This window comes from Lysinibacillus sp. FSL L8-0312 (genome assembly GCF_038003285.1).
GTDB classification, from domain to species: Bacteria; Bacillota; Bacilli; order Bacillales_A; family Planococcaceae; genus Lysinibacillus; species Lysinibacillus fusiformis_D.
The window spans coordinates 2,655,573-2,670,876 of sequence record NZ_JBBOOV010000001.1; the positions used below are offsets into that span (position 1 = coordinate 2,655,573).

Here is a 15,304-nt window from a genome sequence, read left to right on the forward strand (position 1 = left end):
CTGGCGTATTTCTTTTATTTAATTCGTGTAAATTCCTTTTCATTTCCGTCAACAAATTCAACATCGACTTCAATGGATTGGTAGTTGGCTTCAATATTAAATACTTTAATTACTTGATCGATTACCTCATCATTAGGTGTTGTCGAATCGAAATTTAACTGCTTAAATAATGGCTCTAATTTTGTATAAGCTTCATCCCCTTGCAGTCTTTCATTCTTACGGTCATCCTGTAACTTCGCTTCTATACCTGATTTTTTGTCTTCATATTCTACCTCATATGACTCTGTTGCAGAATAATCAACATCTAATGAAAACTCTAAAAAATTAAAGGTCATTTGGTCTGTTGGCGTATCACCAGTCTGCTGTGTACCATTTTGATTTGCTGGTGCGTTAGTAGGTACGTCCTTTACCTCATCCTTATTACAGCCATAAAGAATAACAGTCATGAAAGAAATCGTTAATAAAAATTTCAATTTCAAATTATACACTCCCTTCTTTCCATATTATTTCCCCATCCAGCTATAAACTAACCCAAAAAAGACATCTCCTTTGATGAGGAAATGTCCTTTTAATGACACGCTAATTAATAATAGAAGTTGCGATCAACTTTATTTTCTTGAATAGCCTTTGCTAAACGGACTGTTGAGATAGCCAAGTCAGCATATGACACACTCTTCGTAGCATTAAAGTTGTTTTGCTGTGCATCAATTAGACCCATACCATGTGCTAAAGCAATATAGCCTGTATACGCTGGATCAATTGAAGTTGCATCAGCAAAGTTTAATTTATAAATATCTTTATATTTAGCAACATTATCTAATTGTAATAGTTTGATTGACCACTCTGCGAACTCTTGACGAGTCAGAGTCGCATCCAATGCAAATTGATTTGCAGGCTGTATGATCCCCATTTTAACAGCTTGTTCTACTACTCCATAGAGTGGATGCTTTTTATCAATATTGTTAAAGGATTGCTTTTCACCATCTCCATTACCATAGTAACCATATGTTAAGGAATGTAATAAAATTTTCAATGCTTCTCCTTTTGTCACAGCAACATCCGCATTAAAGTTTGCTAGATCTTTTACCTCTAACACATTTTGATTTAATAAATAATTTAACTCTTTGGCAGCCGTTGGGTGAGAAATAACAGGCTTCTCTTTAGAGTCATCTACATTATTTAACCATTCACCAGAAATAGCATCAATCTGGTTAAATAAACTACCATTGTACGTAGGAGCATACACTAAATCATAATGTTGTTTATTCTCCATATCTTGTTTTACATATTGTAGTTGCAATGTAAGTGCCTTGCTATAGGCTTCTTTTGCTTTGTCAGCTGAAATGACCTTATTGATAGATGGCCAGCTATCTATCTTTTGCTTATATACACTTAGTGAGCGTAAAGATCCATCAGAGCCAATACCTACATATAAGCCATCTCCTACAACTGCAATTCCATTCATAATGCGTGGGAAGGTGAAGTAATATTCCTTACTATATTGATCAAATACAGCATCCTCGATTGGCATTGAATACTCATGTAGATATGAAGGTGCCCATTCCTTCAAGTAATCAGTTGCCTTCTTCAATGCAGCGTCCTTCGAAATAGCATTTACTTTGTTATCTACTAAAAAATCTCTCGATAGGTCATGATACTGAACTAGTTCACCTGTCGCCTTATTGATTTCTAAAGAGCTACCAGATCCACCATTGCCATACATATACGTATAGTTTACAGAGTATATCGTCTCACCATTGTCATTTTCTCTTTCATCTACTAATTCTATATTGAGCTTCGCTTTACTCTCATCAACCTTTAAGAAATTTTTCGCGAACTCTTCAGCCTCTGCTGCCGTCATACCGTTCTTTCTTGGTGGTAATGGCTGTGCTGAAATTTTCTCAACACTCTTTGTCTTCGGCAATTGCTCAGTAAAACCATTTGCTGTCTGCCATTGCCCATTTAGAGCATGTACACCATTGAACCCTGTGGCAGGCGTATACACAAGCTTCACATTACGTTGATTAGATCTGTAGTCGTAATCAATATAATAACGAAGCTCGACAGCTAAATTATCACGAACTTGTGCCAGCATATCTTCCTCATTCTTTTTTTGATCTAAACGATCAAAGGAAGCTTTACTAATAGATTCTGCATTACTAGACATCCCCGTAATTTCACCATTTGCCAGAACATGAATAGTAATACTTTGATCTCCAATAAGAACCCCATTATAAATTGGTGAATAGACAAAGGAGTAAGTAATTGGTTCTGATAACGGTCTAGTAATATTAAAACCATATTCGTTATAATCATCACGAAGTTTGTAATTATCCGAATCAACAAATTTACCCAGGAATTTTTGTGCAATTTTTTGCGCCTCATTCTCTAAATACTTTGCTGGATAGATTGCTTCTGCTATATTTGCAGGCTGATAATAAAAACTTTCTAGTTCTAAATCATCGCCCTTAAATACAAAACTACCATGTGCATCTTTACCATTAATTGTCTTATAGAAGTTTAGTTCATATCGAACCGTTGTATCATCTCTATAAAAATGACCTGGTCCAGAATTAAAGTCATTATCTGCTACAAATTTGAACTCTTCTGGGAATAGTGAACGTAATTTTTTTATCAGCATGTTTTTTGTAACTTTTGTTTCAGTTGAAGCTACCTGAATTTCGATACGCTCCGATGATTCCTTTACATTTGCAGATACATGCGAAATTGGTGCTAAAATACCAACAGAAAATGCTGTTGACGTCAAAATAATACCTAACTTTTTAAATTTACCCAAAATATCCCTCCTAAAATACTATTTACCATAATTATAATGTATTTTCCGATATTTAGAAATGTTTTTTACAGATAATTTCCACTTAGAAGAAAATACATTGGGTAAACCCTATTTTCCTTCCTCATGTTATTTCTTCACCACATCAAAATTGGCTCCAATTAATACCCAATTTTGAGGGAATGGTAGCCCCAACTTCCAATAACCAATACCACGGAGATTATATTGTTTAATAAGATTGAATTTTGCTTGAATAGATCTAGCATCTTCAAACCACACCATATGTGCCCTACCTTGCTCATCATAGTATTCAAAGAATGGTGCTTGGGCTCGCCAATCAAACTGAATTGCTGCATTATAACGTTTGGCAATTTCAATGGCTCTTTGTGGGCTAAGTGCTTCCGCGTACGGTCCACCCTGTACAAAAGGTAACGTCCAGTCATAGCCATATAAATTTTGTCCAAGCATAATTTTACTTGCAGGTATTTCACTAATCGCATATTTTACAACAGCTTCTACCTCAGGGAGAGGCGAAACGGCCATTGGCGGTCCTGCAGAATATCCCCATTCATAGGTCATGAGTAAAACAAAGTCGACTATTTCTCCATGCGCCCTATAATCATGTGCTGCTGTCCATGGACCTCGTTCACTATCACTTGTTTTTGGAGCTAGTGCGGTAGACACTGTATATCCTTGAGCATGGAATTTTTCGACAGCTCTTCTTAAAAAATTGTTATAAGCTTGTCGTTGATCTGCTGGCAAATTTTCAAAGTCAAAGTGGATATCTTTCACTTCCCCAAGTCGCTTTGCTTCTGCAAGAATATTATCAAATAATAAATCTTGAACAGCCGTACTTTGAAAAATATCTCTCGCTAACTCGCCACTAAAACTAAAATTCTCCAGATTGGAAATAACCATAGCCAGAGATGCTCCCGTATCATCCGCAATTTGTGTCACACCTTGACTCGGTGGTCTCTGTAGGGTTCCATCCCTTCTTGCCTCATAACTGAATAAAGCTAAATATGTTAAATAGGGACCCGCTTCCCTAGCCTGATTCAAGAGGGCCTCGCTAACAGATGTTCCTCTGGGCTCTAAATACGCCAATGTTTCTGCCCTGGTTTTTGGCGGTTGTGGAATATATAATCTCGTTCCAATAGCTAATGGTTGATTGGGATTAATACCATTTACTTGAGCAAGCGTTACATAATTAATACCAAAGCGTTGCCCGATTGACCATAAGCTATCGCCTGGCTGTACATAATAAAAACTTCCGACAATTGGGATCACAAGAGCTTGCCCCACCACTAAACGATTTGGATCGGGAATTTGATTGGCCTCTACAATACTCTGAACCGTAGTCCCATACGCCTGCGCAATACCCCATAAAGACTCGCCAGCCCGTACAACATGTATTTGAATGATTTTGCCTCCTTCTCGCTTGATAAAATCATACCTATAAATCTTATGAAACCCGATAAGAAAAGATGTCTTGCTACAACACCACAAAAATCTATTACTTCGAATAGTGGATGAATTTTGTCATCCTTTTTAAAATAGTTTTTTTATTAGTGTATGAATAATAATTTCCTAAGGCTTCGGAACCCCCATTCACCTGATTTTTTGTTTGCTATGTATTCTACTGCTGTATGCCATGTACTCGATAATATCCATGTTTTTACTTTCCCTTCATTTTAATGTTTTCAATATATCTAGTGTCCTATCTTCTGCTTCTTCTCTACTATTTGTATAAGAAAACGCAAAATGATACACAACCCTAAAATATTTATCGTACAAACGTTCTATATATGACATATCCTTCTGTATAAATTCCCCCTCTTTCTACCTTATACATAAGTCTCTGTACGCTAGTTTTTGTCGCACTTTTCCCGAAATATTTAACGCAACTAGTATCATATGCCTTATTCTTTTCACTATCACCACTCTTGTATAATGAAATTATTGTAAGGAGGTGTTAGATTGCGTTTATTTTACCAGCAAAAAGTAATCGGCAAGAAATCTCGTAAGCTTCAAAAAATTCCATTTTCTATTGATGAGCCTGTTACAACTTTACAAGATTTACTTGTTCAACTTGTGACACAGCAGGTACAACAATTTAATGAAAAAATGGTCGATACACCACTTCATCTTTACTTAACGGATCAGCAATTAGATGACGCAACCCAGTATGGGAAAGTACATTTTGGAGAGAAGAAAAATGATTCTTTACAGTCCGTTGACCAAGCCATGTCCAATATGCTTCAAGCATTTCAAGATGAGCTGTTCTTGGTCCTTCACAATGAGGAGTCGCTAGATTCTCTTACTACACCTTTAACCATACAGGAAGACGATGTTTTTACATTCATTAAATTAACTATGCTTGCAGGACGCATTTGGTAAGGAGGGATATTTCATGACACTTTCACATGAACAAAAAACATATTTTCAAGGTATAGTCGATTCCGCACCTATAGCTATACAGCCATTAGCTGCAGCATTACTAAAATATATGGACAACAGAGATTATGAAATAGAACAGCTGATTGCTGCTCAACAAAATTCAACACTTGAAGAGCTATTTAGTGGTCCACTATTTGACGTGCTTACGCTATTTTCTTCACAAGAACGTGCACTAAAGATTAAGAAACTAGCATTACGTTTTGATGCTACAATGTTCCAAACCGATGTTTTACGTCGATCATTTCGTTCATCTCAACCCGTGCAGGATCATCTTTTCCACTGTTTACAATTAATAGAAGAAATGCTGACCTTTGAGGAAATTACTTTGGAGGAGTTACTAGCGAATCATCATCAATACGAACATGGTACCTATCCCAATTACAGCTCTTACGTTTTGAAGAATGAAAATATAAAAGTAATGGGCTTTAACGTCTTTGAACAGTTGCTTGCTGACGAACTCTCTTTAGAAAATCCTTCTATTGAAGAGGTAGTGGAAAGTATTTTATTTGATGAGCATCACAGTAGCTTTTTCGGTCATCCGTTCATTCGGGGTATTTTTAAGTCCAATAACCACCGTATGCATGAAGCTCTTGGCAAATTATTAGTAGCAGCTGCCCGTCAAGAAGGGCTACGACAAGCAATCGTTGAAAATATTGACCATGGCAATCTTGATGCACAGCTAAAAATGATGAAACTTATTCAAGAACATCAACTAACACGCTTCTCCTCTGTGATTCGAGCAGTCGATACTTGGATGGGGCTTGGCTATAATAGCTTTGAAAATCAAAAAGTGACGGAGGAAGTTTTAGCTTTAGCTGTCCAAGCCATCGAACAGGATAACTTTATTGAACAGCTACTAAAGAGTGATCGTACAATTGATATTTATGTCGCATTATGGGCAACTGCTACAAGGGACTATACAAGGCTAGATGCTGTCGTGACAACGCTCTTAAAGCGTAACAAACATATCCAGCTTACAACGCTTGCCTTTTTAAAAAATTTATCTAAGACCTCCTTTACAGCGCCATTTGTGAAGGATTTAATTTTAACGACGAAAGATATCGAGTTATTTGCCTTTGCATGGGGCAATTTCCTCTATGCTAACCACTATATTAATAGCGAGTATGCAAGAGATCATGAATGGGATCAAAACCTTCAAAAATTCATGCAAGAAAATGCACAGTTGCAAGGCATTGAATATCTATTATTCAAACAACTGGAATGGGCTAAGAATGAAGTTACAAAAGAAGGGCTGAATATTACAGGTAAACCTTTATCCTTTGTCCATGTCCATTTATCATTAGAAGATTTAATTTCAACCCAAATTATTTTGGCCCATCATGTACAAGATGAGGTATTATTCCAACGAATTATTGCACAGGCAGATTCCTACTCACCATCAAGTAGAATCGGCTTACTTAATATTTATTGTCTTGATCCTAAAACACAAGGTCAACGTGAATTTTTATTTAATTCTTTACGAGATCGCAGCTCCATCAATCGTTCTCTTGCATTGAAAAAAATACATGCTCTGACACCAACCGAAGAAGAAATCGTAAAAATTGAAGATCTTTTAGCTAATAAATCAGGGGCACTTCGTAAAGAGGCTATCTCCTTGTTAAAAGCTCAACCACAGGACCCGTTATTGCAAAGTGCTGAACGACTGATAAAAGATAGTAAGCAGTTAAAAAGGCTTGGAGGACTTGAATTACTGTTAGAAGCTTCTAAGGACGACAATTTAACGAGTGAGCAAATTACCACTTTATGTTCCTTATTACCAAAAATAACAAAAAGTGAACAAGTTCTGTTAGAACAATTAGTAGCAAGGGATGTACCACAGTATAACGAGCGCAATGGCTTTGGCTTATATACGCCGCATTCCCCTATTCAATATGATCGTATTGCCGATGGGGCCATTCAAATGAATGGTGAAGAACCTTGGCAGCAGCTTGTTCCTTTCTATGTACAGACACCGACACCATTTGAACAATTTTTTCAATATGATATTGAAAAATTGCTGTCGAAGCTTGAGCAACTTATCCAAGTACTTGATGAACATGCTGAACTTGAGTATGAGACGTACCAATGGAATGATACGCCCATCACCACTACATTAGGGCAAAAATATAGTGTTATAGCAACTAAATCGGATAATCAACGACATGCTAGTCTTGATGCTTATCCTATTCCTGAAGAAATTATCCAATGGATGAAGACATCATTATTTAGTAATGAAGACTTAGCCTATTTTAATTTTTATCATAGTCTATCAGAATACCCTTCTGCACATGATCTTTCCGAAGCAGCTCATACACTAATTAAACCGTTCTTCCAATACAAAGAATTAAAAGCACGTGTTGCTCAATTTAATTCCTTGAAATATGACCATACAATTCAACAGATTTTCTCAGTGCTATCCCAAGATATCGATAAAATCTCAGGTGAGACAGTGCTGCATCAGGAAGCACTTTCATTATTAGAAAAGCATGCACCCGAATTTAATCGCTTTGAACAGGCAATAGGCATTATGTTACAGCTATTCGATCAAATCCCTGTGGATCAGTGGCAACTTGATGTTCGAGAAAAAGGTTATTATTACTATCGTTCCACATCTACCATTATCGATTTAGATGTTGTGGAGACATTCGTGGATCGATGCGGATCTGATTACTCAACATATGGTGAATATGTCAAAATGCTAGCTGTCAATGAAGAGCTAACAAAGCGTATGAAAAATGAAAGCTATAGCCCGAACGTCTACAATTTATCTTTATTCCAATATTTAGACGCCATGAAGGTTGGTTTATTTACGCAAGATCACTTATTTGAAGCCATATTTACCAATACGCTCGCTTCAGAAATATTTAACGAGCCAACTAAATTACTAGAACGTTATCAACAGTCATTTGATGATTTAACAGATTTCTTGGCTATTCGCGAACAAGCGATTGATCGTATTTTAGCCATAGAGCTAAAGCGTGGTGATACACCTACCACTGTAACCAAGCTTGCTAGTAATATTTCTTATTTTGAGGGTATTCATTATTTCTTACAAATTCTACAGGCACTTGATGGAGAAAAGCTTGCACGAGGTTATATTTGGCAAGCCGAAACGAAAAAGGATGTATTCTCTCGATTGCTAACTAGCTGCTACCCTAAAAAAGAAGAAACGGCACAGCAATTAAAAGAGGCGTGGGAACAAACAGATATTTCAAAAGAACGTTTAATCGAAGCCATGATGTACAACCAGCATTGGATAGACCTTGTCAGTGAGGTCATTGACTGGGATGGATTAAAGGAATCAGCCTGGTATTTTATCGCCCATACAACTGATTCTTTATCAGACTTTGCCAAAGATCAGATTGCCCTCTTCTCTAGCATAACTGCTGAGGATTTTCGTGATGGTGCATTCGATTTAGCTTGGTTCCAAAGTGCCTACGAAACACTTGGTGCAAAAAAATTCAAACTCGTCTATGATGCAGCAAAATATGCTTCTGAAGGAGCCAACCATCGTCGGGCACAGCTTTATGCAGATACGGCTATCGGTAAGCTCAGTCCCAAACCATTTATGCAAGAAATTCAAGACAAGCGTAATAAAGATAAATTACGCGCACTTGGCCTGATTCCTTTAAATAAATCTGATGATAAAGATGCCCTAACACGCTATCAATTTATTCAACAATTTTTAAAGGAAAGTAAGCAATTTGGTGCGCAACGCCGGGCTAGTGAAGCACGCGCAGCCAGTATTGCACTAGAAAACTTAGCACGTAATGCTGGTGATGGAGAAGCCACACGCTTTACATGGCGTATGGAATTATCAGCCTTTAACGACATCAAGCATTTATTTAAAGCACAACAAATCGAGCAAATTACAGCTCATTTGCAAATTGAAGAAGATGCGTCTGTAGCCATTGTCGTTGAAAAGGATGGTAAACGTCTAAAGAATATTCCTGCTGCATTAAAAAAACATGCTGCTATTGTAACCTTGCAGGAAGCTCGAAAAGATTTACAAGAACAATATAAACGGGCGCGTCCAGCACTGGAGCAGGCTATGGAATTAGAAACCGTATTTTCAGCTGATGAGCTTATCCATTTATTAGCTCATCCGATTCTAGCTCCCCTTTTACAAAAGCTCATCTTTATCAGTGATGAACATGTTGGCATGCTTACACCAGATGGCTTACAGCTTTTATCTGCTGACATTGTGGCACTGGCACCAACGTCCGCCATCAAGATTGCCCACCCTTATCACCTTTTAGAAAGTGGTCAATGGAGACAGTGGCAAGCCTATATGTTTGAGCACAAAATACAACAACCATTTAAGCAAGTGTTCCGTGAGTTATATCTCATCAATGCAGATGAAAAAGCACAAAAACAATCATTGCGCTATGCAGGACATCAGGTAAATCCATCACAAACGATAGCTTTGCTGAAAACACGAGGCTGGCAAATGAGTTATGAAACAGGGCCTCGTAAAGTGTATTACAAGGAAAATATTGTGGCATCCTTGTATGCACAGGCAGATTGGTTTACCCCAGCAGAAATTGAAGCACCTGCAATCGAAGGGGTTTACTTCTATGATCGTCTAACCGGCAAAAATATCGTGTTAGATGTTATTCCTGCTACGATATTCTCTGAGGTTATGCGAGATATTGACCTTGTTGTCAGCGTTGCTCATATTGGTGGTGTAGATCCTGAGGCAAGTCATTCTACTGTTGATATGCGCAGTATTATTGTAGAAGAATTAGCTAAATTATTGAAGCTAAACAATGTGGAAGTGAAAAAACAGCATGCCCTGATTGAAGGTAAGCTAGCAAGCTACTCCTTACATTTAGGAAGTGGTGTGGTGCATCAAGTAGGTGGTTCGATGATTCCGATTATTGCTGTTCCATCACAGCATCGTGGACGAATTTTCTTACCAATGGTGGATGATGATCCACGCACAGCCGAAATCATGTCAAAACTGTTATTACTAAGTGAAGATACTAAAATTAAAGATCCTGCCATTTTAACTCATATTCGTAGCTATGAACAAATGCGCTAATGTAAGCCAAGTAAAAACAGGTGACAAAACAAGTCACCTGTTTTTATTGTACATCCGTTTTAATCATTTCAAATAATAGTGGTACATTCGTACCTCGTTGCAATGAATGGCAACCTTCCATTAAAAACGACCAACTTTTCTTTATTTTTTCCCTATAAGGTAGCTCTGAACTAACCGGGAGATAGGCTCTCAAATATTCTTCAATTGTGCCAGATAGATTGTCCATAAACGCATCTGCTTTTTGTATTTTTTCTGTTGGGATTTCATTGCGCTCATCCCATAAAACATGCTCTAAATTCGTAGAGAAATAAAACAATTGATAAGGTACTTTCATACGATTAATGCTAAAATGGTCGTTGGCAATTAAAATTTTAGCATTCTTCGCTTTCATGTCATTACGTTGTTCAATTTGTTCTTTACGCTTAGCTGACTTCACTAAAATAGCATCCTCAGTATAAAATAAATTTTGCTCAATTTTCTCATCTACCTTGACACATTCCGGTGCAATAAAGCAACCATCCGTATCTGTAATATGAACGACAGCAGTTAAATCATTTGCTAAAAATTTATATTTTTCAAGATAGCTTTGGATTACTCGTACCACACTATTTTTAATATTCGGGATACGTTTATGGGCATCCCATTTTGTCAAAATATCTTCACGTTGTACATCAAAACGTATGGTTGAATTCGCAAAGTGAGCATCTAAATAATCCTCTAAAATGATTTGCTCCGTTTGTCCTTCCACAATGATTAAGAGTACCTTTTTAGTCATACTGAACACCCGCTTTACGAAAAGCACGTTTAATTTTAAATGTTTTGGTTTCCTTATAGACATCTTCATCCTGTCCACCAAGTTGAATAGCACGTAAGTAGACATCTCTAGCATTATTTACTTCTTTAATGCCTTTTAGCTGCATATAGCGGTGATTTTCATTTGTCGTTGTAAACCATAAGTTTTTAATAGCTAGCACCTCTAACACACGTAGATTATGGGATGTAAAAATAAGTTGTCCTTTTCCATCCTCATCTATCACTGTTAACAACTCACCCAACAAATATTCAAATACTCCCGAATCTAATTCATCAATAACCACACAGGCATTCGGATTATTGTAGACAGCTATCAATACACTAAGAACAGAAATGATCTTTAAAATCCCCTCAGACTCTGTTCGCAGCGGTAATTCCCTCTCTCCACGCTGTGATAAAAATTCAAAACGAATTCCCGGCTCACCATTATCCATCATTTGCTTTGTAATCACATTAATTTTAATAGTTAGACCTGGAATAATAGCCGTTAACACACGGTTACTTTGCTCAATTACTTCACATAATGCATAGAATGCATCCTCTCGTAATATGGCTGGTCCCTTTAAATCGTAAGGTATTAGACCTCTCGTTTTCTCTAAATGAATACTAAACGGCATGATCCGTTCTTCAAATAATGGTGCTATATTTTGATTATTAACAACATGTAAGTCTCTATTAAAATCAACCGCAATATTTTGAAGTAGTTGCATTTCTTGCTCCGAAAGTCGTTCCTGTAACAATGGCTTTACATCTTTATGGAATAGAAATGACATATATTGCTTTCTTGCTAACTGTTGAATAACAAGTAATTGGATACGTGCCTGCTCACTTAAATCAGCCAGTTTTGATTGACGAATTCGGACGTCCTTCTCTGTTACAGCTACTAATATCTTTGAACGCTTCCCTTTAGCATTTTCTCGATAGCTAAGACGTTCCAGCGTTGTATATAACCGATGCTGATCCTCCTGTAGCTCCACATAGTAATTTACATAAAACGTCCCAAATTGATTTTCAACTAAAAATTCGACATCTATGCAGGCTGTTTGCTCACCTGCTAAGATAAGTCGTTTTTCTTGTGAGGGTAGTTTCACTTCAGCAAGCCAACCCGATATAAGTGTCTTTAATATTTCAAATGCATCCACAATGGTTGTCTTTCCAGAGCCATTCTGTCCATACAGCCCTACAACATTTGCTTGTAGAAATGTCTCAAAATTTACTCCTAGTACAATTTCGCCTTGTCTTACATTTCGTAAATTTTGTATGTTCATCTTTTTTATTTTAATAATCGCCATTTGCTAAACATCCTTTTAACCTTTTTCCTTATTATAATAAAAATCGTTATATTTTATAACAATTTCAACCTTAAGTATCGACTAGCCTAAAGCCTATGGCAATTATCGCAATAGGCATATGTTAGAAAAAATGAAGAAAGGTGTGTTTCATTGGTTTATCCTAGATTAGCTCCTGATGATTTTAACAGTCAATTTCGCCCAGGTATGAAAATATGGGTAACACTCCCCACAGGTACTTATGCAGGTACATTGATTCGAACATTTGGCACTGGAGGAAGAACAGCTGAAATCCAGCTAGATAACGGTCAAATAGTGACTGTGGATGTTAGTCAAATTACTGCCGCAGGTACAGGTACACCACCTGGTAGTTCCTATCCTCCGCCATATCCACCACCCTATCCACCACCTTATCCGCCGCAACCATACCCTCCACGTCCATATCCGCCACAACCTTATCCACCGCAACCCTATCCTCCACGTCCATATCCACCACAGCCCTATCCGCCGCAACCTTATCCACCACGTCCAGGAGGGCAATATCCCGGTTTCCCACCACCATTAATACCAGGATTGCCTAATATTTTACCAGGTATCTTTGGTAATCCTCGACCATAGCCAATTAGAAAAGGTTATTTCTTTGTTCATCTTTGAATAAAGAAATAACCTTTTTTTCATTTTATTCCCATAATAAAAATGACAGAAAACCATAGCATTCTCAATGCATATCAGACATTACAAAATAAGTAAAAAGCCCTAACAAGGAGTTGAAAAATAGGATATCCACCAAATTTTTAATTCAATTGAAATCGACTAGTTCCAAGCAAACTTCTTTTTTATACTAGTAATCGTTCGAGTTTTTGTAAAAATACAGACTAAAATACAAAATAGACAGACTAAAAAACTAAATTCCATTCTTTAATTTTATAAATCTAGACTTTAAATAGTAAGTTTTCTGGGTTGTGAATCAATTTTTTTGGCAGTATAGTAGTTTAATGTTAGGGGATAAATAGATTACTTTGCATTCATAAATATTTAATATGCATCTGGACTTCTACGAATAACATCACAATCTTCAATGTGCAGTACATTGACTAAATTATCCATTTCTTATCCTTAGCTTGAAATATTTGTTATATCATATTAGGAGGAAAAGTATGAAAAAACGCAAGAAGCAGCATATGTCCATTAGCAAAAAACTAACCGTAATAATGGTAAGTATTTTATTATTATTTGGTTTAGTTACTTTAGGCCTTTCTTATTATATTGTCAGAAATAGTAATTTAACAGATATGGATCAATCGCTCTCTGACAAAGGCATGATCTTAGCAAAAACGATTGATATCAATACGTTGAAATCAATACTAGATAATCCAACAAACAGTAACTCCGACGCCTTAAAATTAACAAGAGAAATGGATGCGATCAATGACAATTCTGATAGCATTACCAATCTATTTTTAATTACGGTTAATGGAGAAAATATTAATGCACCTGTTCTTTCATCTAGTATACTAGAACTAGGTGCTGAATATAATCAAGATATGATTGCTATGGGTTTATCTCCCGATTTCCTAGCAAGAATCAAAGAGGTTTTTAACACAAAAAAAGCAACAGCAACAGATATTTATAGCGATGAGTTTGGTAGCTACAAAACGGGCCTCACACCCATTTTAGATGAAAATGGTGATATGTTGGCTGCATATGCCATTGACTATGACGTATCGATGGTAACTGGAAAAGCCATGTCTGAAGCTCTATGGACATTATTAGTCACTGTTATTTTCTTAATTGGTTCATCTATTGCTGTATACACTCTTTTGAGAAAAAAATTAACACCAATTCAACAGCTTTCCTTACAATCTAAAAAAGTAGCAGAAGGTAATTTAGAGCTTGAACCATTATCCGTTACTTCTACAGATGAAATAGGAACGCTCACACAAAACTTTAACTTAATGATTGAAAATCTAAAAACTGTCATTAAAAGTACAACAAACGTTTCTGCTCGTGTGTCAAACACAGCCAACGTTTTATCGGCAAATATGCAGGAAGCTTCCGATTCTTATAATAATGTAGCTTCTTCCATGCAAGAAATTGCGAGTGGTGCGGATCTCCAAGTTCAAAAGGCAAAAGAGAGTACGATTACTATTGAAGAAATGAGTATTGGTATCCAACGCATTGCGATGACATCCAATCAAATTTCAGAATCCTCTATCTTAGCATCAGAGGAAGCTGAAAGAGGTAATGAATCGACAAATAAATCAGTTGCACAAATGAATGCGATTAGTAAAGCTGTAAATCAGTCTGCTGCTTCTGTTAAATTACTTGGCGATCACTCCAATAAAATTGAAGAAATTGTGGGCATTATTACGGGAATCGCTTCCCAAACAAATTTACTGGCATTGAATGCAGCCATCGAAGCTGCCCGTGCTGGAGAAGCTGGTAGTGGGTTTGCAGTGGTTGCTGACGAGGTACGTAAGCTTGCTGAACAGTCTGAGGCATCTGCACGGGAAATTTCTACACTTATTTCTCATATCCAGCATGATACAAACGAATCTGTCAATATCATGGTTCACGCTGTAGAAGAGGTCGATCATGGAATTGTTATGATTAATGATTCAGAAAAATCATTTAGCCAGATTCTAACTTCCATTCATCATGTAACAGGACAAATTCAAGAGCTTTCTGCTACGATTGAAGAAATGGCAGCTGGTATGGAAGAAGTAACATCTGCTGTTAAAGATATGGAAGACTTCTCTATCAATTCAAAAGACAATACGAGAGCAGTTGCCGCAACTTCTGCCTCTCAGCTGAATACCGTACAACGAGTTTCTGAAGAAGCTCAAGTATTATCCGAGTTATCTGATGAACTATTAAATGTTGTTAATACCTTTGTAGTGAAATAAA

Annotated in this window: 9 protein-coding genes; 4 read left to right on the top strand and 5 right to left on the bottom strand. The window is 36.9% G+C overall.

What is annotated here, in order from left to right; genetic code table 11:
* Positions 1-14: 14 nt before the first annotated feature.
* From MHI22_RS13420 to MHI22_RS13430, 3 genes are all read right to left on the bottom strand, one after another.
* Entirely contained in the window at positions 15-479 is a 465-nt protein-coding gene (locus MHI22_RS13420) for a YusW family protein (protein ID WP_036118972.1), read from the bottom strand.
* Between the two features lie 104 nt (positions 480-583).
* Positions 584-2,797, bottom strand: coding sequence for a YcdB/YcdC domain-containing protein (locus MHI22_RS13425; RefSeq protein ID WP_340812205.1), 2,214 nt, complete (start codon positions 2,795-2,797; stop codon positions 584-586).
* Positions 2,798-2,923: 126 nt separating this feature from the next.
* The gene (locus tag MHI22_RS13430) at positions 2,924-4,096 is read right to left on the bottom strand and encodes a glycosyl hydrolase family 18 protein (protein WP_419185182.1); all 1,173 of its coding nucleotides are present in this window, start codon (positions 4,094-4,096) and stop codon (positions 2,924-2,926) included.
* Between the two features lie 675 nt (positions 4,097-4,771).
* Between MHI22_RS13430 and MHI22_RS13435 the strand changes: the two genes are divergently transcribed.
* Together MHI22_RS13435 and MHI22_RS13440 are read left to right on the top strand one after the other, a co-directional pair.
* Entirely contained in the window at positions 4,772-5,191 is a 420-nt protein-coding gene (locus MHI22_RS13435) for a hypothetical protein (protein ID WP_058843580.1), read from the top strand.
* 13 nt (positions 5,192-5,204) lie between these two features.
* Complete coding sequence (locus MHI22_RS13440) at positions 5,205-10,295, top strand: DUF4132 domain-containing protein (RefSeq protein ID WP_340812206.1); 5,091 nt, start codon at positions 5,205-5,207, stop codon at positions 10,293-10,295.
* Positions 10,296-10,338: 43 nt separating this feature from the next.
* Here the strand turns inward: MHI22_RS13440 and MHI22_RS13445 are convergent, their stop codons facing one another.
* Both MHI22_RS13445 and MHI22_RS13450 read right to left on the bottom strand, forming a co-directional pair.
* Positions 10,339-11,070, bottom strand: coding sequence for a hypothetical protein (locus MHI22_RS13445; RefSeq protein ID WP_036118980.1), 732 nt, complete (start codon positions 11,068-11,070; stop codon positions 10,339-10,341).
* Positions 11,063-12,400, bottom strand: coding sequence for an AAA family ATPase (locus MHI22_RS13450; RefSeq protein ID WP_101967020.1), 1,338 nt, complete (start codon positions 12,398-12,400; stop codon positions 11,063-11,065). Before MHI22_RS13450 ends, MHI22_RS13445 begins: the two co-directional genes overlap by 8 nt.
* Positions 12,401-12,550: 150 nt before the next feature.
* Between MHI22_RS13450 and MHI22_RS13455 the strand changes: the two genes are divergently transcribed.
* Both MHI22_RS13455 and MHI22_RS13460 read left to right on the top strand, forming a co-directional pair.
* Positions 12,551-13,015, top strand: a complete 465-nt coding sequence (locus tag MHI22_RS13455) for a hypothetical protein (protein ID WP_036118983.1) — start codon at positions 12,551-12,553, stop codon at positions 13,013-13,015.
* A 539-nt stretch (positions 13,016-13,554) separates the two neighbouring features.
* Complete coding sequence (locus tag MHI22_RS13460; RefSeq protein ID WP_036118985.1) at positions 13,555-15,303, top strand: methyl-accepting chemotaxis protein; 1,749 nt, start codon at positions 13,555-13,557, stop codon at positions 15,301-15,303.
* Position 15,304 lies beyond the last annotated feature (1 nt).

Bases quoted from the DNA above. Each gene is read 5' to 3' on its own strand.
- MHI22_RS13440 (WP_340812206.1), top strand. From the start codon at position 5,205: ATGACACTTTCACATGAACAAAAAACATATTTTCAAGGTATAGTCGAT.
- MHI22_RS13445 (WP_036118980.1), bottom strand. From the start codon at position 11,070: ATGACTAAAAAGGTACTCTTAATCATTGTGGAAGGACAAACGGAGCAA.
- MHI22_RS13450 (WP_101967020.1), bottom strand. From the start codon at position 12,400: ATGGCGATTATTAAAATAAAAAAGATGAACATACAAAATTTACGAAAT.
- MHI22_RS13460 (WP_036118985.1), top strand. From the start codon at position 13,555: ATGAAAAAACGCAAGAAGCAGCATATGTCCATTAGCAAAAAACTAACC.